At 71.1% G+C, this 23,475-nt stretch carries 22 protein-coding genes; 7 read left to right on the forward strand and 15 right to left on the reverse strand.

Going from position 1 to position 23,475, the window contains the following annotated elements:
* Window positions 1-5: 5 nt before the first annotated feature.
* Window positions 6-1,034, forward strand: coding sequence for a lysylphosphatidylglycerol synthase transmembrane domain-containing protein (locus P1L40_RS07345; protein ID WP_284010678.1), 1,029 nt, complete (start codon window positions 6-8; stop codon window positions 1,032-1,034).
* Here P1L40_RS07345 and P1L40_RS07350 read toward each other — a convergent pair.
* The gene (locus tag P1L40_RS07350) at window positions 1,031-1,918 is read right to left on the reverse strand and encodes a ketopantoate reductase family protein (RefSeq protein WP_284010679.1); all 888 of its coding nucleotides are present in this window, start codon (window positions 1,916-1,918) and stop codon (window positions 1,031-1,033) included. The two genes, P1L40_RS07345 and P1L40_RS07350, sit on opposite strands and share 4 nt — an antisense overlap.
* Before the next feature lie 85 nt (window positions 1,919-2,003).
* Here P1L40_RS07350 and P1L40_RS07355 point away from each other — a divergent pair, with 85 nt between their 5' ends.
* Window positions 2,004-2,579, forward strand: coding sequence for a hypothetical protein (locus P1L40_RS07355; RefSeq protein WP_284010680.1), 576 nt, complete (start codon window positions 2,004-2,006; stop codon window positions 2,577-2,579).
* Between the two features lie 30 nt (window positions 2,580-2,609).
* Here P1L40_RS07355 and P1L40_RS07360 read toward each other — a convergent pair whose 3' ends face one another.
* Together P1L40_RS07360 and P1L40_RS07365 are read right to left on the reverse strand one after the other, a co-directional pair.
* Entirely contained in the window at window positions 2,610-2,912 is a 303-nt protein-coding gene (locus P1L40_RS07360) for a DUF7130 family rubredoxin-like protein (RefSeq protein WP_284010681.1), read from the reverse strand.
* Between the two features lie 70 nt (window positions 2,913-2,982).
* Entirely contained in the window at window positions 2,983-4,770 is a 1,788-nt protein-coding gene (locus tag P1L40_RS07365) for an L-aspartate oxidase (protein ID WP_284010682.1), read from the reverse strand.
* A gap of 193 nt (window positions 4,771-4,963) precedes the next feature.
* Between P1L40_RS07365 and P1L40_RS07370 the strand changes: the two genes are divergently transcribed.
* Complete coding sequence (locus P1L40_RS07370; RefSeq protein WP_284010683.1) at window positions 4,964-6,163, forward strand: sensor histidine kinase; 1,200 nt, start codon at window positions 4,964-4,966, stop codon at window positions 6,161-6,163.
* 231 nt (window positions 6,164-6,394) lie between these two features.
* Here the strand turns inward: P1L40_RS07370 and P1L40_RS07375 are convergent, their stop codons facing one another.
* The 3 genes from P1L40_RS07375 to P1L40_RS07385 are packed head-to-tail and all read right to left on the reverse strand — an operon-like array spanning window position 6,395 to window position 9,834.
* The gene (locus P1L40_RS07375; protein WP_284010684.1) at window positions 6,395-7,327 is read right to left on the reverse strand and encodes an EamA family transporter; all 933 of its coding nucleotides are present in this window, start codon (window positions 7,325-7,327) and stop codon (window positions 6,395-6,397) included.
* Between the two features lie 16 nt (window positions 7,328-7,343).
* Entirely contained in the window at window positions 7,344-8,546 is a 1,203-nt protein-coding gene (gene metX / locus P1L40_RS07380; RefSeq protein WP_284010685.1) for a homoserine O-acetyltransferase MetX, read from the reverse strand.
* Between the two features lies 1 nt (window position 8,547).
* Window positions 8,548-9,834: an O-acetylhomoserine aminocarboxypropyltransferase/cysteine synthase family protein gene (locus P1L40_RS07385; RefSeq protein WP_284010686.1), complete on the reverse strand. Its 1,287-nt coding sequence runs from the start codon at window positions 9,832-9,834 to the stop codon at window positions 8,548-8,550.
* 111 nt (window positions 9,835-9,945) lie between these two features.
* On the opposite strand from P1L40_RS07385, the gene P1L40_RS07390 reads away from it, so the two are divergent.
* Entirely contained in the window at window positions 9,946-10,899 is a 954-nt protein-coding gene (locus P1L40_RS07390; protein ID WP_284010687.1) for an AAA family ATPase, read from the forward strand.
* Here the strand turns inward: P1L40_RS07390 and P1L40_RS07395 are convergent, their stop codons facing one another.
* The 6 genes from P1L40_RS07395 to P1L40_RS07420 all read right to left on the reverse strand — a co-directional run bounded on the left by P1L40_RS07395 (window position 10,900) and on the right by P1L40_RS07420 (window position 17,094).
* Window positions 10,900-12,237: a DUF7519 family protein gene (locus P1L40_RS07395; RefSeq protein ID WP_419181208.1), complete on the reverse strand. Its 1,338-nt coding sequence runs from the start codon at window positions 12,235-12,237 to the stop codon at window positions 10,900-10,902.
* A gap of 244 nt (window positions 12,238-12,481) precedes the next feature.
* On the reverse strand, window positions 12,482-13,900 hold the full coding sequence (locus P1L40_RS07400) for a DUF58 domain-containing protein (protein WP_284010689.1): 1,419 nt from the start codon (window positions 13,898-13,900) through the stop codon (window positions 12,482-12,484).
* Window positions 13,816-14,079, reverse strand: coding sequence for a DUF7269 family protein (locus P1L40_RS07405; RefSeq protein WP_284010690.1), 264 nt, complete (start codon window positions 14,077-14,079; stop codon window positions 13,816-13,818). Before P1L40_RS07405 ends, P1L40_RS07400 begins: the two co-directional genes overlap by 85 nt.
* A complete protein-coding gene (locus P1L40_RS07410; protein ID WP_284010691.1) occupies window positions 14,046-14,417 on the reverse strand; it encodes a hypothetical protein in 372 nt (123 codons plus the stop codon). The genes P1L40_RS07405 and P1L40_RS07410 overlap by 34 nt, the downstream gene beginning before the upstream one ends.
* Window positions 14,417-14,914, reverse strand: coding sequence for a DUF4129 domain-containing protein (locus tag P1L40_RS07415; RefSeq protein WP_284010692.1), 498 nt, complete (start codon window positions 14,912-14,914; stop codon window positions 14,417-14,419). The genes P1L40_RS07410 and P1L40_RS07415 overlap by 1 nt, the downstream gene beginning before the upstream one ends.
* Before the next feature lie 11 nt (window positions 14,915-14,925).
* The gene (locus P1L40_RS07420) at window positions 14,926-17,094 is read right to left on the reverse strand and encodes a transglutaminase TgpA family protein (RefSeq protein WP_284010693.1); all 2,169 of its coding nucleotides are present in this window, start codon (window positions 17,092-17,094) and stop codon (window positions 14,926-14,928) included.
* Between the two features lie 120 nt (window positions 17,095-17,214).
* Between P1L40_RS07420 and P1L40_RS07425 the strand changes: the two genes are divergently transcribed.
* Genes P1L40_RS07425 through P1L40_RS07435 form a run of 3 tightly spaced genes read left to right on the forward strand, consistent with a single transcriptional unit; the run spans window position 17,215 to window position 19,471 of the window.
* Window positions 17,215-17,487, forward strand: a complete 273-nt coding sequence (locus P1L40_RS07425; RefSeq protein WP_284010694.1) for a DUF7967 family protein — start codon at window positions 17,215-17,217, stop codon at window positions 17,485-17,487.
* 53 nt (window positions 17,488-17,540) lie between these two features.
* Window positions 17,541-18,482 carry an ABC transporter ATP-binding protein gene (locus P1L40_RS07430; RefSeq protein ID WP_284010695.1) on the forward strand — a complete coding sequence of 314 codons (942 nt, stop codon included), beginning with the start codon at window positions 17,541-17,543 and terminating at the stop codon, window positions 18,480-18,482.
* Window positions 18,479-19,471, forward strand: a complete 993-nt coding sequence (locus tag P1L40_RS07435) for an ABC transporter permease subunit (protein WP_284010696.1) — start codon at window positions 18,479-18,481, stop codon at window positions 19,469-19,471. Before P1L40_RS07430 ends, P1L40_RS07435 begins: the two co-directional genes overlap by 4 nt.
* Here P1L40_RS07435 and ligA read toward each other — a convergent pair.
* The 3 genes from ligA to P1L40_RS07450 form a co-directional block, all read right to left on the reverse strand.
* Window positions 19,466-21,562 carry an NAD-dependent DNA ligase LigA gene (gene ligA, locus P1L40_RS07440; RefSeq protein WP_284010697.1) on the reverse strand — a complete coding sequence of 699 codons (2,097 nt, stop codon included), beginning with the start codon at window positions 21,560-21,562 and terminating at the stop codon, window positions 19,466-19,468. The genes P1L40_RS07435 and ligA overlap by 6 nt on opposite strands.
* A gap of 58 nt (window positions 21,563-21,620) precedes the next feature.
* Window positions 21,621-22,196, reverse strand: a complete 576-nt coding sequence (locus P1L40_RS07445; protein WP_284010698.1) for a riboflavin synthase — start codon at window positions 22,194-22,196, stop codon at window positions 21,621-21,623.
* A gap of 125 nt (window positions 22,197-22,321) precedes the next feature.
* Window positions 22,322-23,440 (reverse strand): pyridoxal-phosphate-dependent aminotransferase family protein, encoded by a 1,119-nt coding sequence (locus tag P1L40_RS07450; RefSeq protein ID WP_284010699.1) that lies wholly within the window; start codon window positions 23,438-23,440, stop codon window positions 22,322-22,324.
* Between the last annotated feature and the right edge of the window lie 35 nt (window positions 23,441-23,475).

The following is a 23,475-nucleotide window of genomic DNA, read 5'->3' on the forward strand; positions in this document are numbered from 1 at the left end:
CGACCGTGAGCGGAGCAAACGACGCCCCCCTGGAGTTCGCCGACCGGCGCACCGTCGCCCAGATCCTGCTGGGTTTCGGTGTCGCGGCGATCGTCCTCTACTTCCTGGTGGATTTCGTCGGGACCGCCGAGGTACAGGCGCGCCTGCGTGGCTCGGAGTGGGGCTGGCTGGCCGTCGGCTGTCTCTCGACCGCGCTGTGTCTGGTCGCCTGGGGGAAAGCCTGGCAGATCGTCCTCGCCGTCGCCGGGATCGAGGAGCGGTTCTCGCGGCTCGTGGTCACCTACTACGCCGCGACCTTCGCCAACTACGTCACGCCGCTGGGCCAGGCCGGCGGCGAACCGTTCATCGCCTACGTCCTCTCGCGGGACACCGAGGCCAGCTACCAGGACAGCCTGGCGAGTGTGGTCACTGCGGACCTGCTCAACCTCTTCCCGTTCGTCACGTTCGCGGGCGTCGGCTTCGCCGCTCTGCTGTATCAGGCACAGCTCCCGCCGGCGATCGAACCGCTGGCCGGCGGGCTGGTCGTCCTCTCGGTTGGCGTCCCGCTCGTCGCCGCCGTCGGCTGGCGCTTCCGCGGGGCGCTCAGACGCGGGTTACTCAGGCTCGCGGCGCCGGTCGCCCGCCGGACCCGCTTCGTGACGCTCGACGGGCTGCGCGAGCGCCTCCACGAGACCGAGACGGCGTTCCAGCGCATCGCCCGCGACCGGCGGGCGCTCGTCAAAGCGCTCTCCTTCTCCTACGTGGGCTGGGTCTTCTTCGCGCTGCCGCTGTACGCCGCCGCGATGGCCGTCGGGGAGTCGATCCCGCTGGTGCTCGTCTTCTTCATCGTCCCCGCCTCGACGCTCGCCGGGCTGGTGCCCTCGCCGGGCGGGTCCGGCGCCGTCGAGGCGGCGCTGGGGCTGCTCGTCTACACGCTGACGCCGATCGATCCCGTCGGTGCGACCGCCATCGCCATCCTCTACCGGGTCGCCAGCTACGTGTTCGCGCTGGTCCTGGGCGGCGGGGCGGCGCTGTACGTCATCAAGCGTAACTAACGCAAGTCCCGCGCTCGCTCCCAGGTCCGGACCAGCCGCGCCAGCGTCTCGTTGACCGGCACCGGCTCCCGGGCGCGGTCGACAACGGCCCCGTTGATCGCGTCGACCTCCGTCCGCTGGCCGGCCTCGATGTCCTGACGCATCGACGACCGGTTGGCGGCGGTGTCCCGGATCACCTGCTCGGTCAGCGACAGCGCGCGGTCGGTCGGGAGGTCGACACCCTGCTCGCGGGCGACGCGGGCGGTCTCCCGAGCGGCACCGTCGGCGAGGCCGTCCCCGGGTTGGCGGGCCAGCGCGCCGTTCTCGACGCGGGCCAGCGCGGTCGTCGCGTTGATGGCGGCGTTGACCGCGAGTTTCTCCCAGAGCCGTGTCGGCATGTCCTCGGCGGCCGTCGACTCGACGCCGGCCGCCCGGAACGCCCCGGCAACGTCGTCGGCGACCGCGCTGTGGCCGCCGGCCGGTGCCCCCAGCGTCAGTTCGCCGCGACCGGTGAACTCGACGGTTCCGGGAGAGGCCAGCCGGGCACCGTACGTGCAGGTCCCGGCCAGGACCGGACAGTCGACGGCGTCGGCGAGGATCGCCTCGTTGCCCAGTCCGTTCTGGACCGAGAGACAGGCGTCGAACGCGCAGTCGGCCAGATCAGCCGCCACGGCGGCCGTGTCGTAGGCTTTGACCGCGACGACGGCGAGGTCGCCGCCGGCCGGGAGGTCGGTCCGAGCGGTCGGGTGAACCCGGAACTGTTCGAGCCCCGTGACCGCCAGTCCGCCGTCCGAGACGGCCCCGACGTGTGGCTCGCGCCCGACCAGCACCACGTCGTGTTCGCGGGCGAGCAGCCCGCCCAGCAGGCTGCCGAGGCTCCCCGCACCGACGACGACGATATCCATACCGACGGGAGGGGCGGCCGGGACAAAACAGGTGTGACTCGCCCGGGACCGCCAGCCACTTCGCTGCCCGCGCCGAACGAACGGTATGGACGATGACGACGACCGCGAGGCCGCCCGCGTGGCCGAGGCCATCGACGAGGTCGGCGTCGACCGACTCGCCGACGCGATCGTCGAGGCCTGGGACCGCGGCGGGGTCGACGCGGACGCGGAACTGACCTGGCCGGAGACGGCACAGCGGTACCGGCTCGAACTGACCGACCCCGACGAACCGGCGGGGATGGACGTGTTCGCGACGGCGCTGGATCACGCGCCCGGCTCGCCCGAGGCCGTCGCCGTCGACATCGAACTCGGCCGGCGGGACACGCTCGCGGGCGACCAGCAGACTGCACTGGAGCGACTGGCCGCGAACCCGGGCGTGACCGCCGGGACCGACCGGACCCAGGGGACGGCCCCGGCCACGCTGGAGACGATCGACGCGCTCGCGCGACTCCCCGGCGACGCCGTCACACACGCCGTAGTCCTCGACGAGGACGGCCGTGCCATCGTCGAGCGGCGGACCCGGACCACCGTCCGGTTCGCGCTCCCGGAGTCGAGAGACCAGGCCGCCGTGGCGGGGCTCGCGCCCGCGGTCGTCGACCGGCTCGTCCGCGAGAGCGCCTGAGTTGTCCGGTGACCACACCGACCGTCGCGGTCAGTCCTCCTGCCAGTAGTAGATCTCCTCTTTGGGCGCGTCACAGGCCGGACAGGACTCGGGGAGTTCGTCGATCTTGCCCATCTCGCCACACTCCCAGCAGCGCCACATCAGTTCGGCCTCGCCGGCCGAGCCGGTGGCGATGTGCTCGCTGGAGAGTGCCTCGATCCCCTCGTCGGCCGTGACGTAGAAGCCGTGTTCGTCGAACCCGCGGATCGTCCCCAGCGCGGTCCCCTCGTCGTCGTACACCGTCTGGCCGAACGCGACCTCGTCTGCGTCGGCACTCGTTGACATGTCTGACATACTCGTCAGTTGACATCGAGAGGTGATAAAGACAGGTGGCAGTCGGAACCGATCCCGAAACGCGGTATGGTTACTCCAGCTGGTGGTAGTCCAGTTCGTAGCCGGCGTCCAGCGCCGCCTGGACGGCCTCGCTGGGGGACCCGATGGGGACCGTTTCGGACCGCATCCGCCCGAGATCGGCCCGTTCCAGCCTGATGTTGCACTGCCAGTCGGGGTCACGCTCCTCGTGGTCGGTCCGGTAGTGTGCCCCGCGGGACTCCGTGCGTTCGAGCGCCCCCCGGAGGACCGCCTCTGCCGCGGTCAGCATGAACCCGAGGTCGACGGCGAACTCGAAGGACTCGCTGCTTGGCGGTCCCACGGCCGCGTCGTCCGCACGGCGGCGGATGTCCGCGACTGCGTCCAGTCCCGAACGGAGTCCAGCCTCGTCACGCAGGATCCCCGCGTGGTCCCACATGACGTGCTGGAGTTCGGTCACGAGGTCCCGGATCTCGGTCTCGCCGTCGGTGTCGGCGGTCGCCGCCAGCCCGGCGAAGTGGGGCTCGACGACGCTCCCGACGAGGGACTCGGGGATCGCTCCCGCCCCGTCGGAGCGCGCCGCGAGGTGACTCCCGGCGACGACGCCGTAGGCGACGGTCTCGGCCAGGGAGTTGCCGCCCAGTCGGTTCGCGCCGTGGACCCCAGCCATCGTCTCGCCGATCGCGTAGAGGTTCTCGACATCGGTCTGGCCGTCGTCGTCGACCTCGACCCCACCCATGCCGTAGTGGGCCGTCGGCGCGACCTCGACGGGCCCGTCGGCCATGTCGACGCCCAGCGCCGCGAAGCGCTCGGACATCCGGGGGAGCCGCTCGCGGATGAACTCGCTCTCCCGGTGGGAGATGTCCAGGTAGACGCCGCCGTTTTCGGTGCCGCGGCCGGCGTCGATCTCGGTCGCGATCGCACGGGCGACGACATCCCGCGCGTCGAGTTCCATCTGGTCTGGCGAGTACCGCTCCATGAACCGCTCGCCGTCGGCGTTGTAGAGTCGCCCGCCCTCACCGCGGACCGCTTCCGTGACGAGGCGGCCGCTCCAGGGCGCCCAGTCGGGGTCGGCTTCGTCGACGGCCATCCCGGTCGGGTGGAACTGGACGAACTCCATGTCGAGCAGCGTCGCTCCGGCGTCGTAGGCCAGCGCCGGGCCGTCGCCGTTGTTCTCGTCGTCGCGGGAAGTGTGGCGGTCGTAGATCGACGCGTACCCACCGGCCGCGAGGACGACGTGGTCGGCGTCGAACAGCAGAAACTCGCCGGTATCCATGTCGAATCCGAGGGCGCCGTAACAGGTCCAGCCGTCCGAGACGAGTTTCGTGATCATCACGTTCTCGCGGTAGGGGATTTCGAGTTCCCGGGCGCGCTCGACGAGCGTGTCGAGCATCGACTCCCCGGTGTGGTCGCCGGCGAAAGCCGTCCGCCGGAACGACTGGGCGCCGAAGTACCGCTGGTCGATCTCGCCGTCCTCGGTCCGGGAGAAGGCCATCCCCCACTCGTCGAGTTCCCGCAACCGGTCGGGCATCTGTCGGGTGACGGCCTCGACCTTCTCGGGATCGTTGAGGAAGTGCCCCTCTTTCAGCGTGTCGGCCGCGTGGATCGTCCAGTCGTCCTCGGGGTCGTGGGTGCCGAGCGCGCCGTTGATGCCGCCACGGGCCCACGTCGTGTGGGCGTCGCCGTGACCGCGCTTGCCAAGCACCAGCACGTCCTCGACGCCGGCCTCGGCGAGTTCGATCGCCGTCCGGGCGCCAGCGGCCCCCGCACCGACGATCAGGACGCCGACATCGATGCGTACGTAGTCGGTCTGTCGGTTCTGGCCCGCATCCCTGTCGTTCATGTCTACTATTGGGGTCGAACACGGATAAGCCTCGCTCGCGCGCGCGGACGACGATCGTCCGGCCGCCACGTTCCACAGTCCGGCCGCCACGTTCCACACGCCTGCGGCGTCCCCTGTTCGGGCCCGGATTCGCAATAGACGTACGTACCGGACATAGAAGGATTCAAACCACTGATTTCGTCTCTGTACACACATGGGCGAGTCCGCATCCGGCGTCGAATCCGACACCGCGCTGAAGCTCCGTGGTCTCCACGATGTCACCCGGGAGATGATGGAGAGCGACTCCCGACAGGCGGTGTTCGAGACGGCGACGGCCGCCGCCGTCGAGTTGCTGGAGTTCCCGTACAACACCGTTCGGATGTACGACCCCGAGCGCGACGTGCTCCACCCGGTCGCCGCGTCGCCGGCCCTGGTCGAGAGCGCCGGTGACAGGCCGACGTACGACCGCAGCGAATCGGTCCAGTGGGAGGCCCTGACAGACGACGAGATCCTGGTCTATCAGGAGGTGGAGACGATCCAGGACGCCGTCTCCCGCGACGGCGGCGGGAGCATGATCGTCGTCCCCGTCGGCGACCGGTACGTGTTGACGCTCGGGTCGCCGACCTCGCAGGCGATCAGCGAGAGCGACATCGAACTCGTCCGGGTGTTCCGGGCCAACCTGGAGACGGCCGTCGACCGCGTCGAGACGGTCCAGAAACTGCGGACACGTAAGCGGCGTCTGCAACAGAAAAACGAGCGGCTCGACCGCCTCAGCGGCATGATCGCCCACGAGTTCCGGAACCCGCTGACGATCATCTCCGGCCAGTTCGACTTCATCGAGGGCCGGGAGAGCGATCAAGAGCATCTGGCGACGGCCCGCCGGGCCGTCGATCGGATGGACCGGCTGACGGAGAACCTGCTCGATCTCGTCCGGAACGACACGCTGGGAGGGGCGACCGAACCCATCAGGCTCGACGAGTTCGCCGTCGGCGTGTTCCGGGAGGTCGCTCCGTCCTCGGCCTCGATCGTCACGCTCGGTCCGATCACGGTCACGGCGAACAGGGCTCGCTTGCGGACGGTCCTCGAGAACCTGTTCGACAACGCGGTCGACCACGGGACCATCGACGCCGTGGTCTGGGTCGGGACGCTGGAAGACGGCGGGTTCTACGTCGCCGACGACGGCCCCGGGTTTCAGACGGACGACGTGGAGGATGTCTTCTCGTACCGTCACACGAGCGGGACCAACGGCGTCGGACTCGGACTCGCGATCGTGCGGGACATCGCGTCGGCCCACGGCTGGGAGATCACGGTCGGGGAGAGCCGGGTCGGCGGCGCGCGGATCGCGTTCCACGAGCACGCGGACACGCGACCGCGGGGAGCGAGTGCCGACCCACAGCCTGACGGCGGTTCGTAGTCGAGCGTCGGTGTGTCACCGGGAACCGCGTGGCACAATAGGGCGCTATAGCGCTCCTAGTAAGCGCTACTTAGCAGCGGCCGGGAAAGCGAGACGAGGGCAGGAGATGCGACCACCCAGATTCTCCCCCGGCGTCGAGGCACAGCACAGACGGATACCGGCGGACGCCTACGAGACGATCTACGTGATCGGCGACGTACACGGCTGCCGATGGAGGCGGCTACCGGAATCTCAGCCCCCGACGACCAGCACGACGCCGGCGACGAGGACGACGACGGCCCCGACGAGCCGTGCGGTCACCCGTTCCTCGCGCCCCAGGAACAGGGCCGAGCCGACGACGACGAGTAACGGACTCGCGCCCAGGACCGGCGCGACCACCGAGACGGGCGCCCTGTCCAGTGCCGCGAGGTAGGTCCCGAGGTAGGCGGTGTTCGCGAGCGCCGTCACCAGCGTCCACCGGTCGGGTCGTGCCGGCCACGGGCGACGCTCCCGGAGTCTGCGGACCAGGAGATACAGCCCGAACCCCGACGCCGCGGCGACGACCCGTACGGTCACGCCGACGAGTGCGGGCGTCCCCTCGGCCAGCCCCGTCCTCGTGAACACCGGATCGAGTCCGAGCAACAGCGCCGCCGCCAGCGGGAAGCCGATATCGACCCACGCGCGTCGCCCCGCGGGAGTGAGGGGGCTGGCCCGAGTGTCCCACGACACCGCCACCGCGCCGCCGACCAGGAGGACGACGCCGACCGCGAGCGTCGTCGTGAGCGGTTCGTCCAACAGCAGGACGGCACCGAGGACCGCGACGAGCGGGAACGTCGACTTCAGCGGCTCGGCGCGACTCGCACCCAGTCGCTGGATGCCGACGAACAGCGCGACTCTGGCCAGCAGCGAGCCCAGGAGCCCGCCGACGGCGAACGCGACCACCGAGCGCGCCGTCAGTCCGTACGGCGGGCCGTAGACGACGGCCGTGACCGGGAGCAAGACGAGAAGGTTGACCGCGAAGACACCCGCGACGAGGTCGGTCAGGGATCGGGTCCGCGTGCTCACGCGGACAGCGAGGCTCTGTGCTGCGAGTGCGACCGCCGCCAGGACGGCGAACCCGACGCCCAGTGTGCCCGCCACCATCGGTTCTGCCCCGAGACAGGAGGGGGCGTCGCTTGAATCCACGTGGTCGAGGAGTCGCTTAGCGCGAGAAGAGGCTGTTGTGGACCGGCGCGAAGTCGGACTCCTCGGTCTCGACCTCGACGGTGTCCGAGACGGCGTTGCCCTCGATCCCCGAATCGAGGAAGTCCGCCAGCGGCGGGCCGACGCTGTCCGGTTCGACCAGGAAGGCGTCGTGGCCGTAGTCGGAGTCGACGACGTGGTGGGCCACGTCGGTGTCGGTCTCCCGCAGCGCGTCGGCCAGGGCCTCGGACTGCTGGGTCGTGAAGTGCCAGTCCCCGGTAAAGGACATCACGAGCGCCGACCCGTCGAAAGCCGCGAGCGCGTCGGCGTCCGATTCGAAGCCACTGGCCAGGTCGTAGTTGTCCATCGCCCGCGTCAGGTAGAGGTAGCTGTTGGCGTCGAACCGCTCGACGAACTTCGAGGCGTTGTAGTCGAGATACGACTCCACGTCACGGTACGGGAAGAAACGCCCGGCGGGGTCGACCGGGAAGGCCCGCTCGGCCTCCCGGGTGGCCGCCCGGCGGCCGAAGCGCCGCTCCATGCTGGATTTCGAGAAGTACATGACGTGACCGATCTCGCGGGCCAGGGCCAGCCCCTCGTCGGGGTGGTCCCCATCGTAGTAGTTCCCCCCGTTCCAGTTCGGGTCGGTGGTGATCGCCCGGCGGGCGATGCCGTCGAGCGCGAGACACTGGGGGTCCAGCCGACCGGCGGCGGCGATGGGCACGAGTTTCTCGACGTGGTCGGGGTGGCGTTTGGCCCACTCCAGGACGTTCATGCCGCCGACGCTGCCGCCGACGACCGCGTAGAGGTGGGGAATCCCGAGTTCGTCCAGCAGCGCGCGCTGGGCCTCCGTCCAGTCGGCGACCGTCACGGGCGGGAACTCCGGGCCGTACGGGTCGCCCGTCTCGGGATTCGTACTCGGCGGGCCGCTGGAGCCGTAACACGACCCTGGAACGTTGACACAGACGACGAAGTACTCGGTGGTGTCGATGGCCTTGCCCGGCCCGACGATGTCGTCCCACCAGGCGTAGGCCTGGTCGCTGTCCTCGAAGCGGCCCTGTGAGGCGACGTGGGCGCTGCCGGTCAGCGCGTGACAGACCAGGACGGCGTTGTCGCCCTCGAACTCGCCGTAGGTCTCGTAGGCCAGTTCCAGATCGGGGATCGTCTCCCCACACTGGAACTCGAAGGCCCCCAGCGAGACGGTCTCGTGGTCGACGGGCATCTCAGCGCACCTCCTCGATGGCGCTGTCGATGTCGGCGATCACGTCGGCCGGGTCCTCGATACCGACGCTCATCCGAACCAGGTCCGGCCGGACGCCGCTCTCGCGCTGTTCGGCCGCCGAGAGCTGGGCGTGGGTCGTCGATGCGGGGTGGATCACGAGCGTCTTCGCGTCGCCGATGTTGGCCAGGAACTTCGCCAGATCTGTGCGCTCGCAGAACTGCCGGCCGGCGTCGTAGCCGCCGTCGAGGCCGAACGTGACGACGCCGCCGAACCCGCCCGAGAGGTACTCGGTCGCGAGGTCGTGGGTCTCGTGGGATTCGAGGCCGGGGTAGGTGACCCAGGAGACTTCGGGGTGGTCCTGGAGGTGTCGGGCGACGGTCAGGGCGTTCTCGCAGTGGCGCTCCATCCGCAGGGCCAGCGTCTCCGTCCCCTGGAGCGTTGCCCAGGCGTCGAACGGTTTCTGGCCGTCGCCCAGCGAGCGCAGGCCTCGCTGGCGGGCGGCCATCGCGAACGCTCTGTCCCCGAACCGCTCGGCGAAGTTCGTGTCGAAGGCGGGGTTCTGGGCGCCCATCTCGGGGAACTTCTCGGGGTAGTCGCCCCAGGGGAACGAACCGCCGTCGACGAGGACGCCGCCGACGGTCGAGCCCGAGCCGTGGATCCACTTCGTCGTCGACTCCCAGACGATGTCCGCACCGTGGTCCAGCGGGTTACACAGCGCCGGCGTGCCGAAGGTGTTGTCGACGAACAGCGGGACGCCGTGGTCGTGGGCCACGTCGGCGATCGCTTCGAGGGGCGGGACCACAAGCGAGGGGTTGCCGATGGCCTCGACGTGGACGTAGGCGGTGTCGTCGTCGATGGCCGCGGCGTAGGCGTCGGGGTCGAGCGTGTCGACGAAGCGGGCCTCGATCCCCCGCCGGCTGGCGGTACTCGTGAGATAGCTGTGGGTGCCGCCGTAGATCGAAGAGGAGGAGACGACGTTGTCGCCGGCCGACGCGAGCACGAGCGTCCCGGCGTCCAGGGCGGCCATCCCCGACCCGGTGGCGACGGCGTCGACGCCGTTCTCCAGGGAAGCAAGCCGGTGTTCGAGCATCCGCACTGTCGGGTTGTCGAAGCGGGAGTAGACGTTGCCGTCGTCTTCGAGGGCGTACCGGTCGGCCGCCGTCTCGGCGTCCTCGAAGACGTACGAGGAGGTCTGGTAGATCGGGGGAGCACACGCGCCCGTCGCCGGGTCGGGCTCCTCCTGCCCGGCGTGCACACAGCGTGTCCCGAACGCGTACTGGTCGGTCATGTGCAGTATGCATATATCTCCAAACATCTATAACCACGAGTTACGGCAATACTCTCCCCGTGTGAACGCACCACAACCAGCGTATTTGTCGCTGGCCCACGAGGGCAGGATATGGACCACGAGAGCGCCGGTGTCGCCTGCCAGCGGATCCTCGACGCGGTCGGGAGCGCGGTGGTGGCCGACGAGTCGTTTCTGGAGACGGTGCTGACTGGGATCCTCGCGAGAGGGCACGTCCTGCTCGAGGACGTGCCCGGGACCGGCAAGACGCTGACCGCGCGCTCCTTTGCGACCGTGCTGGACCTCTCCTTTTCGCGCATCCAGTTCACGCCGGACCTGCTGCCCGCGGACGTGACCGGCTCGAACGTCTACGACGAGGCGAGCGGCGAGTTCGACTTCCAGCCCGGCCCGATCTTCGGGAACGTGGTGCTCGCCGACGAGATCAACCGCGCGCCGCCCAAGACCCAGGCGGCGCTGCTGGAGGCGATGGGCGAGCGCCAGGTGACCGTCGACGGCCAGACCCACCCGCTGCCGGAGCCGTTCTTCGTCATCGCGACCCAGAACCCCGTCGAACACGAGGGGACCTTCGGGCTGCCCGAGGCCCAGCGGGACCGCTTCGTCGTCAAGACCGAGATGGGGTATCCCGACTTCGCCGGCGAGCGTGACCTGATCGACCGCCGGGCCGACCGGACCGAACAGGCCCCGAGCGTCGCCGATATCGTCGATCACCGCCAGGTCCCCGCGCTCCAGGCGGCCGCCGAGACGGTCGCCGTCGACGGGGCGCTCCGGGACTACGTCGTGGAACTGGGCCGGGAGACCCGCGACGACGACCGGGTCGACGTTGGCGTCTCGCCCCGTGGAATCCAGCGGCTGTTCGAGGCCGCCAGGGCGCGGGCGGTGATCGACGGACGCGACTACGTCGTCCCGGACGACATCCGCGGGGTCGTCGAGCAGGTGTTCGCTCACCGACTGGTCCTGACCGCCGACGCCGACGTGCGCGGGACCGATCCCGCAGCCGTCGTCCGGGACGTGCTCGGCCGGGTCGACGTGCCTGCCGTCGACCCCTGACTACCGGAGGGCGGCGACCAGCGCCAGGACGGCCAGGACACAGACGACGAGCGCGGCGAGCGCGGTCCCTGGCGGGACCGACAACGCGCCACCGGCACCCCCGGCGAGCGCCGCGGCGACACCGGCACCGACGCTCCCGACGGCGACGGTCCCGCCGACGTGGAGCAGTTCGGTCCGACGGGTGCCGACGGCCGCCCCGAGTTCGCGGCCGAGCGTCGCCCCGAACGCGCCGGCGTCCCAGACGACGACGGCGGCGACGATCCCCCGAGGACCAGCGCCGGCGACGCCGACAGCGTCCCCGCGGCTCCCGTCGCGACGAACAGCCCCGCCCCGGCGAGCGCCGCCTCGCTCCCCCGGTCGCCGACGTAGCCGACGAACAGGACGGTCCAGAGCGCGCCCGTCACCCCGACGAGCGCGAGCAGCGACGCGGCCGTGAGCCCCACCGCGACGGTACGCGGCCCGTAGAACTCGATCGGAGCCGAGACGAGGGCGTCCACGGCGCCGGCCAGGAACGCCGGCGCCTCGGCCCGGACGAGCGCCGCCCCGCTGCTGACGACCGGGCCGCCGGCCACGAGCGCCGCCGCCGTCAGCCCGACGCCACCGACGTACGGCGCCAGCACGAGTCCCACACGACCGGGCGCACGCCGGACCGTCCGGCGGAGCAGCCACACCGCGAGGACGACCGCGAGCGCGGCGAGCGTCGTCCACCACAGCGCCAGCCTGAGGGCCGGCGACCCCGAGACGGCGACGGCGAGGTCGTAGAGCGCCGGGACCGTCTCGCTGATCGCCGACTGGCCGGCGAGCAGTTCGATCAGTCCGGCGGCGAGCGCCGCCAGCAGCGCCAGGAGTGCGAGCGCTCCCAGGCCCTGGCGGGTCCGCCCGAGGGCCGCCCGGATGTCCGGTCCCTCCGGTGTCGCCGACGCGAGTTCCGCCAGCGGGAGCGCGCCGACGGCACGCGAACCGAGCCACGCGGTCACGGCGACCAGAGACAGGAACACGCCGAGATGGGTCCGCCCGGGGGTCGGGGTCAGCAGCGGCCCGGCGACGACGCCTACGAGCGACGGCGAGCCGTCGGCGGAGAGGACGCCAGCGACGGGGATTACCAGGGCGACGGCCGCGACGACGGTCACGGGCAGCGCGGTCCGGGCGACGACCCCGGCGTAGCGCCCGACACGGGCGGTGTCGACGGCTCCGGCGGTCGCCGCCGCGGCGCCGAAGACGGCGAGGAGACAGCCGCCGACGACCAGCACCGTCGCCCCGATGTCGACCAGGATCGGTCGCGCCAGCGCGGGGCCGGCGACGGGGAAGGAAGCGACCACGAGCGCCGAAAGCGTCCACACGAAGGCCACGCCGGCCCCGGCCGCGATCGGGACCGCCAGGAGGCTCGCGAGCAGCGTTCGGCTCGCGCTCCGGCGCTGTCCGCCGACGAGGGCGAGCGCGACCGCCAGCCCGACGGCCGCCGGGACACCGACCGCCGCCTGGCGGCCGACCGGAACCGTCCCGAGCAAACGGGTGACAAGCACCGCCGTCAGCCCGAGAACCACGCCGAGGCTCGTCCGCGGCAGCCTCGCCGGCGGGCCGGTCACTCGCCGAACACCTCCGTCACTGCCGTCCGAAGCGCCGCGTCGAGCGGCCGGTCCAGGTCCCAGTCGACGACTGCCGTTCCGAGGTGTTCGATCCGGCGCAGTCCCTGGGCCCGTTCGAGCGCGAGGACCGACGCCCCCAGCGAGTCACGGCGCGTCACGTCCGGGCTGACCAGCGTCGTCGGGTAGTCCCGCCGGGTCAGTTCCGTCAGCAGCGAGTGCGCCCACTCGTCGGTCGCCGGGGAGACGACGACGACCTGGGCCGTCGCCGGGAGACGCGCGAGCACCGCACGAATCGCGTTCCGACCGCCGTCGGCCTCGGTGCGTTTGCTCGCCACCGGCCCATCGTCGCTGTCGCCCGGCCGGCGCGTCGCGGCCCGACCCACCCCGTCGACGACCCGCGCCGCCCGGTCGCCGGCGTGTCTGCCGCTGTCGTCGACCCACACCAGTCCGTCGGGATCGACCCCGCCGGGAACGTCGGCGTCCGTGAGCCCGACGGCGGCGACGCTGGTGACGGCCCCCGCCTGCGAGAGCGTCCCCAGCAGCCGCTGGGCGGCGTAGGCCGACAGTTCGGCGCCGGTCGGGAAGGCGGGGTCCGGCGTCGCCCGGGCGGGAGGCCGGGCGTCGACGAGCAGTACCGTCCTGACCGCGCGCTGCTCGCGGTAGTCGACGGTCGTCAGGTCGGTGGTCTTGGCGTAGCGGCGCCAGTCGATCCGGCCGGCCGGGTCGCCGTACTGGTACTGCCGCGTCGAGTGAAACGCCAGCCCGCTGCCGCCGCTGTCGGTCGAGTGTGTCCCCGCGAACGGGAGCGTCGCGTCGGTGAGCGGCCCCGATTCGACGGCGTTGGCACAGGTCAGGGACGTGTCGCCGGCGACGGCGACCTCGGTCGTGACGACCTCGCTGGCGGCCAGCGGCCGGACCCGGGCGTCGGCGTCGGCGAAGGCGTGTGTGCCCCGCTTGGCGCGGACCGTGTAGCCGACGGTCACCGTCTCGCCGGGGCGAAGCGCCGTGCAACACCGGGGCGACCCGTCGACGACCGCCAGTTCGTCCGGAACGCCGTCGACGAGGCGAACGTCGGTCAGCGTCCGCTCGCCGGTGTTCTCGACGGTCAGTTCGACGGCCGCCAGCTCCGGGGAGCGGGCGGTCGTCGACGGAGCGCGTGGCCCCGAGCGACACCGGTTCGGGAACCCTGGAGAGCGCGCCGTAGCAGACGTAGGCGAGCGGGATCGCCGTCGCCGCCAGGAGGAGCGGCTCGCCCGAGAGCAGCGCCAGCCCGACGAGGACGAGCGCGCCGGCCAGCCCGCCGGCCCAGCGGTGGACGCGCCGGCGCATCTCAGCGACCCTCCGTTGCCCGTCGCTCGACGGCGGCGACGGCTCGGTCGAGGCGGCGCTCGCGCTCGCGCTCGGGGTCGAGCCACAGCCGGAGGCGGGCGCCGACCGGGAACGGCGTCTCGGGTGACAGCACGGCGGCCGCGATCCGGTCGTCGGTCCAGGTCCCGGAACGGACCGCCTCGCGGGCGGCCGATCGCTCGCCGTCGGCCGCTCGGGCGTGTGCCGTCGTCGCTACCTCGCTGAGCCGCTCGACGACAGTCCGCATCGCCGCGTCGTCACCCTCGATCGCGTTGCCGACGGCCGCGTCGAGCCGGCCCCGACCAGCGAGTCCGGGGAGACGGTCGCCGCCTCCGGCGGGCTCTCGATCGCGGTCGCGTAGCCGGTCGTCCCCTGCTCGGCGCTACCGGCGGTGGGCCAGGCCGCGACCGCCCCGACGAGGAGGACGGCGACCCCAAGCAGCGAGAGCAGCGCGGCCGGCGGGACGGCGTCGAGCGTCCCGAGCAGGCCGTCGATCCCCAGCGCCCCCGGCGCGAAGACGATGGCGGTCGCGAGCGCCGTCGCCAGCAGCCCGACGGTCCCGAGCGCGACGGGTCGCCAGCGCATCAGGCCTCGCCCTCCCCGTCGGCTGCCGCCTCGATCGCCTCGATGGCCGCCTGGACGGCCGCGACCCGCTCGTCGGCCCCGCGGTCGCCGTACTCGACCGCGCGGAAGGCGTCCCGGAGCGTCCGGACGGCCTCGGGCGGGAGGCCGTCCTCGGCGACGGCGTGGGCCGCGATGTCGCCCGGCGAGTGTGTCCAGTACCGCGGGAGCGAGACGTGCGTCAGGAAGCGTCGCCAGGCCTCGCGGATCGTGACCTGTGCCGCCGGCGGGTCGGCGCCGTCCCCCGGTGTCGACGCCGTCCCAGCGGTCGCGCGCTCGGCGGTCCCCGCGCGCTCGATCCACCGGCGGAGCCGGGCCAGCAGTTCGGTGACGGTCGTCTCGCGGGCGATCAGGGCACGCAACGCGGCCGAGAGCCGTGCGAGCGATCGGTCGAGCGACGCCGCCAGCGCGATCAGCGCACCGACGGCGGCCTGGACCGCCGCGTCGAGCCAGCGACGCACCGCGCCGGGCGTCAGCCCGCTGCGCCGAACACCGACCGCGACGCCGCCGACACAGAGCGCCGCCGCGAGGACGACGGCCGCGAGATTTCGGCCGAGCCGTCCACGGTGACCCGCTCGCGCTGGCCGTACCGGGAGACGGTCAGGTCCGTGCCGGCCGCGACCGGGAGCCGGACCGTCGCCGTGCCGTCGACGCCAGTTCGGCCGACACGGGTGCCGTCCTGAACCACTGGTGCGTCCGCCACCGGATCGCCGTCGAGCGTCGCGGTCACGGTCAGACCGGTCCCGGGGAGCGCGAGCGGGAGCGTCGGGTCCGCCGAGACGACCAGCGGCGCCAGCGACAGCGTCTCGTTGCCGCCGACGGCGTCCCGGCGGACGGCGACGGTCACGTCGCCTGGTTCGGTCGGCAGCGTCACGGTCGCCCGGCCGCTCGCGCCGGTCGTCCCCACGCGCCGGCCGTCGACCGTCACCGTCCCGTCCCGGACCGGCACGTCCTCGACGCTCGCGACGACGGTCACGGTGGCGCCGGTGACCGCCTCGCCGGAGACGGTGACCGTCGCCGCCGTCGAGACGTTGAACGTCTCGTTGGCCGTCTGTTGGGCTGGCGGACCGCCGACCGCGTAGAACCGGTCGCTCGGGCCGCCTCCGACGGCGGGAACCGTAGGTACGACCGCCGACTGACGGTCCGACGGGACCGACACGCCGACATCGAGCGTCGCGTCGTAGGGGACCCGGCCGACGACGGCTCCCTGGGCGTCGGTCCGGCCGACGGCCCTCCCGTTGAACGTGACCGTCGCGTTTTCGACCGGGCTGCCGTCCCGGGTCACCGTCACCAGCACCGGCGCGCCCGGCGTCGCAGTGCGGTTGAGGCGGACGGAGACGCCCTCCGTGGTGTCGGTCGGATCGTCGCGCTCCTCGGCCTCGGTGGGCTCCGGATCGCCCTCGTCCGACGGGGTGTCCTCGGGGAGCGGCGTCTGGGGCTGGACGGTCCCGATGGACGGCCCTTCGGCGCCGACGCCGAACTGTTCGCCGGGGCTCCCGCGCTCGCTGGCCCGGTAGTCCTCGCCCGCCGCGGCCATCGCGGCCTGCTCGGCAGCCAGGCGTTCCCGTCCCGGCGTCGGGTCGAAGCGAACCCACCCCCGGTCGGGGAAGTACACCTCGACCCAGGCGTGGGCGTTCAGCCCGCGGACGGTGTAGGTCCCCTCGCCGGTCCGCTCGCCCGTCGAGTAGCCGACGACGTAGCGGGCGGGGACCCCCTGACTGCGCAGCATCGCCGTCATCGCGGTCGCGAAGTACTCGCAGTAGCCCGCCTCCATCTCGAAGACGAACTGCGAGGCGACGCGCTCGTCGGGTTCGTCGCTGACGTTCAGCGAGTACGCCTTCTCGGTCTCCAGCCACCGCTCGATCGTCGTCGCCGTCTCGTAGGGGGAGTCGCTGCCGGCCGTCAGGTCGTCGGTAAACGGCCCGAGTCGCTGGCGCGTCCCGGGCGGGAGGGCGGTGTAGCGCTCCTCGACGGCCGCCGGGTAGTCGCGCCCGCTGGTCCGCAACACCGCCGGCTCCCGGGCCGGTCGGACGCTGCTCCCCTGGTAGGCGGTGCCGGCCGGGAGCGACCCGTCGGCCCGGATCGCTCCGGCGTCGGTCACCATCAGTCCCTCCCGAGAGACGGTCCGGGGCCGCCAGACCGTCGGGAGCGACGACGCCGACCGTTCCAGCGTGACCGCGTAGCGCACCTCGGTGCCGGTGCCCGAACCGACGCCGGGAGGGATCGGGCCGTCGTAGGGAGCGAGGTCGGTGTCGGTCTCCCAGCCGGACCCGGTGTAGGTCTCGTAGGCGCCGGTCCGCCAGTACGCGGCGTCGGTGCTCTGTGCGGTGAAGTGAACGTCGGTGTCCCGGGACTGGAAGGGGTTCTCGGCGGTGTCGACCCCGCCGACGGTCGTCGAGGTGCCCGGGTTCAGCGCGCCGAGGTCGCCGCTCGCGCCGAGGCCGGCGTCGGGACCGGGGCCGCGCTGGCCCTCGGGCGGCAGCGGGACCAGCGACTCGGCGGGGCTGTCGCCGGCCGGTGCCAGAAGCGGCAGGACGGCCGTCGCCAGGACGATCGCGACGGCACAGACCCCGACCAGGACCACTCGGGAGTACTCGCGCGCGTACCCGCCCTCGGTGGCGGTGGCGTCGTCTCCGGACATGTCGGCAGCGATAGAGTGGCCCTACCTGACGCCGCCGGCAGCATAAGTCTGCTGTCGGGGACCCCGCTGGCGACCCCTCGTCTCGGTGGATACAAACGCCCCCGGACACAACGGACGGCAATGACAGCCGACGAGACGGTCCGGTGCTGGCTGGTCGAACGCTCCAGCTACGGCGACGAGCGGATGGTCACTCTCGTCTACGCGACGCCGGACGGCGAGCGGTTCCTCCAGCAGCAGTTCTCGACGAACCTCCTCATGAAAAAGCGCGTCACGGCCGCGATCGACGCCGACGCCGACCGACTGGAGACCCTCGACGACGACGAGACGCGCGAGCGGTACGCGACCGAAGCCAGCCGGATGGCCGAACAACACGACCCCGACGAGGAAGTGTAGCCCGCGGGTCGTCATACGAAAGACTATACCCGAGGCCGGCACAAGCCGGGCGTATGACAGCGATAGAACTGGACGGAGTCAGGAAGGAGTTTGGCTCCGTGACCGCCCTGAACGGGGTCGACCTCACCGTCGAGGAAGGCGAGATATTCGGCTTCCTCGGTCCCAACGGCGCCGGGAAGTCGACCGCGATCAACGTCCTCCTGGACTTCATCCGCCCGACGGAGGGGTCCGCGACGGTGCTCGGCCGGGACGCCCACGAGGAGTCAAAGCGCATCCGGGACCGGACCGGCGTCCTCCCGGAAGGGTTCGACGTGTACGGCCGGCTCACCGGCCGCCAACACCTGAAGTTCGTGATCGAGTCCAAAGACGCCGACGTAGAGCCGGCCGCGCTGGCCGAGCGTGTCGGTATCCCCGACGCCATCGATCGCAAGGCTGGCGGCTACTCCAAGGGGATGCAACAGCGGCTCGTCCTCGCGATGGCGCTGGTCGGCGAGCCGGAGCTGCTCATCCTCGACGAGCCCACGAGCGGGCTAGACCCCAACGGCGCACGGCTGATGCGCGAGATCATCCGCGAGGAGAACGAGCGGGGCGCGACCGTCTTCTTCTCCAGTCACATCCTCGGACAGGTCGAGGCGATCTGTGACACCGTCGGCATCCTCCAGGACGGCGAACTCATCGCGAAAGACACCGTCGAAGGGCTCCGCGAGGCGGCCGCGGGCGACACCACACTCGAAGTGACGTTCGCCGACGGCGCCGATGTCGACGCGGCGGTCACGACCGTCCAGAACGCCGGCATCGGGACCGGCGTCACCGCGGACGGCAACGGGATCAGAGTCACCTGCGACGAGAGCGAGAAGATGACCGTCCTCAACACTCTCGAAGAAGCCGGCATCGCCGTCGAGAACTTCGACACCGAGGAGGCGTCGCTCGACGACGTGTTCGCGGCCTACACCAGTCGGGACGAGGCCGACGAGGCCACGGAGGCCGAGGCATGAGCGACCGACAGGCAGACACCGCCGGGCAGTTCGTCCTCGACCTCCTCGCGGGCGCCGACGACCGGCTCCACGGGCTCGACTGGTATCCGATCGTCAAGAAGGAGTTCTCGGACACGGTCCGGACCCGCTCGCTGCTGTTGCTGACCGGGCTGTATCTCGCGCTGTTCGTCCTCCCGCTGATCGTGACGCTGTACACCGACCTGGGCGGGCAGGCGGCGACGGCGGTGACCGCGCTCGTCCAGGGGATCGCGGTCCGGCTGCTGTCTGTCATCGTCCCGATCTCGGCGATCGCGTTGACCTACGCCGCGATCTCGGGCGAGCGACAGCGGGGCTCGCTGAAGATCCTCCTCTCGCTGCCGTACACCCGCCGCGATGTCGTCGTCGGCAAGCTGTTCGGCCGCTTTTTTGTCCTCGGCGCGCCGCTGGTCGGGACCCTGCTCCTCCAGGTGCTCGTGGTCCTGCCCGAGGCGGAGTCGGGGTTCCAGGCACGGACCGTCGCGGTCCTCATCGGCCTGACGCTGCTGCTCGCGCTGTCCTTCGTCGGTTTCACCCTCGGAGCGTCGGCCGCGACATCGACCACACGGCGGTCGCTCATCGCCGCCGGCGGGATCTGGGTGTATCTCTTCGCGCTGTGGAACTCCGTCTCCCGCGGGATCGGCGGACTCCTCCGTGACCGGACCGGGCTCGAGCAGGCGCTGACGCTGAAGCTCGAACTGTTCGTCAAGCTGTTGAACCCGACCCAGGCCTACCAGACGCTGCTCCAGTCGCTCGCAAGTTCGGAGACCACCGTCGCCCAGGCCAGGGCGTCGATGTTCGGGAGTCTGCTGGGCGGCCGATCGAGTCTCATCCGCCAGCAGGCCGCCGCACAGACGCTGTCGGAGTCGGTGCCGTGGTACCTCTCGGACCCCATGGCGGTCGCGGTCCTGCTGCTGTGGTGTGTCGTCCCCGTCGCGATCGGCTACGGGCTGTTCGCCCGCGCCGACCTATAGGACACCGCGCTCGGCGAGCAGCGTCTCGAACGCTGCCTCGTCCAGCTCTCTCACGTCGTTGTCGGCCGCGTCCTCTCGTTTTCGCTGGCCCGGGTTCGCGCCGACCACCAGGTAGTCCGTGTTGCCCGAGACGCTGCCCGTCGCCGACCCGCCGTGGCGCTCGACGAGTTCCTGGGCGTCGCTGCGGGTGTACTCCTCCAGCGAGCCCGTGAACACGAACGTGAGCCCGGCGAGTTCCTCGCCGCCGGTCGCCGCGGCGTCCTGTGGGTCGACGTGATCCAGCAGCCGGTCGAGCACGTCCCGGTTGCCCTCGCCGCGGAAGAACTCGACGATGGCGTCGGCGACGACCGGGCCGACATCTGGGACCGCCTCGAACGCCTCGCGGTCGCCCTCGTCCGCGGCCGTTCGGATGGCGTCGAAGCTGCCAAACTCCGTGGCGAGGTTCCGCGCCGTCACACCGCCGACCTCGGGAATCCCGAGCGCGACCAGGAAGTCCGCGAGCGGCGGCTCCCGTGTCCCCTCGACCGCCTCGATCAGGTTCCGGGCGCTCGTCTCGCCCCACCCGTCCAGTTCGGTCAGGTCCTCGGCGGAGAGGTCGTAGAGGTCGGCCGGATCGGTGACGAACCCCGCGTCCAGCAGTTGCGCGACCGCCTTCTCGCCCAGCCCCTCGATGTCCAAGGCGCCGCGGCTGGCGTAGTGCTCGACCGCGCGTTCGCGCTGGGCGGGACAGGAGAGCCCGCCGGTACAGAACGCCATCGGCCCGTCGCGCTCGACGACGCTGTCACAGACGGGGCAGGTCTCGGGGAACGCGAAGTGGCCGTCACCGTCGGACTCGACGACCTCGACGACTTCGGGGATCACGTCGCCGGCGCGTTTGATCCGGACGCGGTCGCCGACGGCGACACCGAGTTCCGCGACCAGCGAGGGGTTGTGCAGCGAGGCCCGCGAGACCGTGACGCCGCCGACTTCGACCGGGTCGAGCAGGGCGACCGGGGTGAGCCGGCCGGTGCGACCGACCTGGACGACCACGTCCCGGAGCGTCGTCTCGCCCTTGCGGGCGGGGAACTTGTAGGCGAAGGCCCACCGGGGCGCCCGCGCGGTCGTCCCGAGCAGGTCACAGGCGTCCATGTCGTCGACCTTGATGACGACGCCGTCGATCTCGTAGTCCAGGTCGTCCCGGGCGGCCAGTTGGTCGTCCCGGTAGTCGATCGCGCCCTCGATGTCCGCGACGGGCCGGAGTCTGTCAGAGACCCGCAGGCCCCACTCGGGCAGTCGCTCGTGGATGTCGCTGTGGCTCTCGAAGTCGACGGAGGCGTCCAGCACGCCGAAGAAGAAGATCGAGAGGGGCCGCCGGGCGGTGACGCTCGGGTCGAGTTGCCGGAGGGTGCCGGCAGCGGCGTTGCGCGGGTTCGCGAAGGGGTCCTCGCCGGCCTCGACGCGCTCGCGGTTGAACGCCGTAAACGCCTCGCGGGGGATGTACACCTCGCCCCGGACGGCCAGGAAGTCGGGGTAGTCCCCCCGGAGTCGCTGGGGGACGCTGGCGATGGTGCGGACGTTCTCGGTCACGTCCTCGCCGACCTGGCCGTCGCCGCGGGTCGCGGCCCGCTGGTAGCGGCCGTCCTCGTAGACGATCTCCACCGAGAGGCCGTCGAACTTCGGTTCACAGAAGTACCGGAGGTCGCCCTCGTAGTCGGCGTCGGCGAGTCGGTCCCGGACGCGGCGGTCGAACTCTCGGACCGCGTCGGCCTCGCCGCTCTGGTCGATCGACCGCATCGGCGCGACGTGGTCGACCTCGCCGAGTTCGTCGAGCGGCGTCCCGCCGACCCGCTGGGTGGGGCTGCCAGTCGTGTCGAGGTCGAACGCTCCTTCCAGATCCTGCAACCGGGCGAACAGCGCGTCGTAGGTCCGGTCGCCGATCAGGGGGTCGTTCTCGACGTAGTAGCGGTAGTCGTGATACCGGATGGCCTCGCGCAGCTCCCGGGCCTGCTCGCGGGCGCTGTCCGCGTCGAGGTCCGCGACCGGATCGAACTCGGTCGGCGGGTCCTCGACGTAGGGGTTGTCCGCCAGGTCGTCCTCGGAGACGGCTGCCATTTGACTGCGTTCCGGGGGCCGGCTACTAAGCCGCTGTGATAGGGTCGCGCTCGGCCGGTCAGGCCTCGACGGCCGGTCCCCGGGCGTACTTCGCCAGCACGTCGTACTCGACGTTGGCGCGGTCGCCGGGCGCGTACTCCGAGAGTGTCGTCACCCGGCGGGTCTCCGGGACCGTCGCGACGCTGAACGTCCCGCCGTCGATCGCGGTCACGGTGAGACTCACGCCGTCGAGTGCCACCGCGCCCTTCTCGACGACGTAGGGCGTCTCTGGACGCTCGAAGACGTACTCGTGGGTGTCGCCGTCCTCGCGGATCGCCGCCAGTCGCGTCGTCGTGTCGACGGTGCCCTTGACGACGTGGCCGTCGAAGCGGCCGTCGGCCGCCAGCGGGCGTTCGAGGTTGACGGTGTCACCGGGGCGCCGGCGGTCGACGGTCGTCCGTGCGACAGTCTCCGTCGAGCAGTCGGCGACGAGGCGGCCGCCGTCGTGGTCCGCGACGGTGAGACAGACGCCGTCGACGGCGAGGCTGTCGCCGACACTCCGCTCGAAGGGCGCGTCGACGCGCAGCGTCAGTCCGTCGTCGGTCCGGTCGGTGCTACGAATCGTGCCCGTGGCTTCGACGATGCCGGTGTACACGCATCGGTGGTCGGGGGACCCGCCGAAAAGCCTTCCCAAAATAGTTAGACGTAACAAATTTGTTACGCGAGTGGTGCGGACACGCGGTGCTAGTGTACGGGAAACCGGAAAGAGATCGCCCGTCGTTACAGGTCCGCGATGTCCTCGATCGCGTCGGTGAGCTCCTCGATGCTCTCGACGGTGTGTTCGCCCATGTGTCCGATCCGGAACGACTCCTCGCTGAGGTCGCCGTAGCCACTGGAGAAGACCATGTCGTACTCCTCGGAGACCTGTTCGACCGTCGCGGCCACGTCGATCCCCTGCGTGTTCTCGACGCAGGTCACGGTCTGGGACTCGTAGCCCTCCTCCGGGAAGAGGCCGAAGTGCTCGCGGGCCCAGTCGCGGGTGTACTCGGCCATCTCTCGATGGCGCTGGTCGCGGGCGTCGTGGCCCTCGTCGAGCATGTGTTTCATCTGTTTACGGTAGGCGAGCATGATCGGGATGGCGGGCGTGGAGTGGGTCTGGCCCTTCCGGTCGTAGTAGTCCAGGCAGCGCTGGAAGCCGCCGTACCACGACGCGGAGTCCTTGTCGAGTTCGCGCTCGTATGCGGCGTCGCTGACGGTACAGACCGCAAGACCCGGCGGCATCGCGAAGGCCTTCTGGGTCGAGGTAAACAGCGCGTCGATGTTGTGGGCCTCGATGTCGATCTGATCGCCGCCCAGACAGGAGATCGCGTCGACGACGAAGTAGGTGTCGGGGTAGTCGGCCATGAGGTCGCCGATCTCCTCGACGGGGTTTCGCACGCCGGTCGAGGTCTCGTTCATCACGACGCCGACGGCGTCGTAGCCGTCGTCTTTCGCCTCCAGCGCGTCCCGGATGTCGGCGGGCTTGACGGCCTGGCCCCAGTCGTACTCGACGCGGTCGACATCCTTGCCCAGCCGGTCGGCAACGTTGGCCTGGCGCTCGCTGAACGCGCCGGAGGTCGCCACGAGCATGTCGTCCTCGACGAGGTTCAGCGTCGTCGCCTCCCAGAACTCGGTGCCCGAGGCGGTGAGGATGACGACCTCGTTGTCGGTGCCCAGGAACTCCTTGGTGTCCTCGACGATCGTGGTGTAGAGGTCGGTCATCCGGTCCATCCGGTGGCCGAACATCGGCTGGGCCATCGCCTCGATCACGTCCTCGCGGACCTCGGTCGGGCCCGGGAGGTACAGTGTCTTCTCGGGGTAGTCGTCGGTGTACTCCTGTTTCTCTCGCTGTGTAACCATCTGTTAGGCGGCCCTTCGTAACCGGGTGGCATGGT

The sequence above is a fragment of the Haloarcula pelagica genome, from assembly GCF_030127105.1.
Taxonomy (GTDB): domain Archaea; phylum Halobacteriota; class Halobacteria; order Halobacteriales; family Haloarculaceae; genus Haloarcula; species Haloarcula pelagica.

Bases quoted from the DNA above. Each gene is read 5' to 3' on its own strand.
- P1L40_RS07385 (WP_284010686.1), bottom strand. From the start codon at position 9,834: ATGACCGACCAGTACGCGTTCGGGACACGCTGTGTGCACGCCGGGCAG.
- P1L40_RS07425 (WP_284010694.1), top strand. From the start codon at position 17,215: ATGACAGCCGACGAGACGGTCCGGTGCTGGCTGGTCGAACGCTCCAGC.
- P1L40_RS07410 (WP_284010691.1), bottom strand. From the start codon at position 14,417: ATGCGCTGGCGACCCGTCGCGCTCGGGACCGTCGGGCTGCTGGCGACG.
- P1L40_RS07450 (WP_284010699.1), bottom strand. From the start codon at position 23,440: ATGGTTACACAGCGAGAGAAACAGGAGTACACCGACGACTACCCCGAG.
- P1L40_RS07390 (WP_284010687.1), top strand. From the start codon at position 9,946: ATGGACCACGAGAGCGCCGGTGTCGCCTGCCAGCGGATCCTCGACGCG.
- P1L40_RS07355 (WP_284010680.1), top strand. From the start codon at position 2,004: ATGGACGATGACGACGACCGCGAGGCCGCCCGCGTGGCCGAGGCCATC.
- P1L40_RS07435 (WP_284010696.1), top strand. From the start codon at position 18,479: ATGAGCGACCGACAGGCAGACACCGCCGGGCAGTTCGTCCTCGACCTC.
- P1L40_RS07350 (WP_284010679.1), bottom strand. From the start codon at position 1,918: ATGGATATCGTCGTCGTCGGTGCGGGGAGCCTCGGCAGCCTGCTGGGC.
- P1L40_RS07420 (WP_284010693.1), bottom strand. From the start codon at position 17,094: ATGTCCGGAGACGACGCCACCGCCACCGAGGGCGGGTACGCGCGCGAG.
- ligA (WP_284010697.1), bottom strand. From the start codon at position 21,562: ATGGCAGCCGTCTCCGAGGACGACCTGGCGGACAACCCCTACGTCGAG.
- P1L40_RS07365 (WP_284010682.1), bottom strand. From the start codon at position 4,770: ATGAACGACAGGGATGCGGGCCAGAACCGACAGACCGACTACGTACGC.
- P1L40_RS07430 (WP_284010695.1), top strand. From the start codon at position 17,541: ATGACAGCGATAGAACTGGACGGAGTCAGGAAGGAGTTTGGCTCCGTG.
- metX (WP_284010685.1), bottom strand. From the start codon at position 8,546: ATGCCCGTCGACCACGAGACCGTCTCGCTGGGGGCCTTCGAGTTCCAG.
- P1L40_RS07405 (WP_284010690.1), bottom strand. From the start codon at position 14,079: ATGCGGACTGTCGTCGAGCGGCTCAGCGAGGTAGCGACGACGGCACAC.
- P1L40_RS07370 (WP_284010683.1), top strand. From the start codon at position 4,964: ATGGGCGAGTCCGCATCCGGCGTCGAATCCGACACCGCGCTGAAGCTC.
- P1L40_RS07360 (WP_284010681.1), bottom strand. From the start codon at position 2,912: ATGTCAGACATGTCAACGAGTGCCGACGCAGACGAGGTCGCGTTCGGC.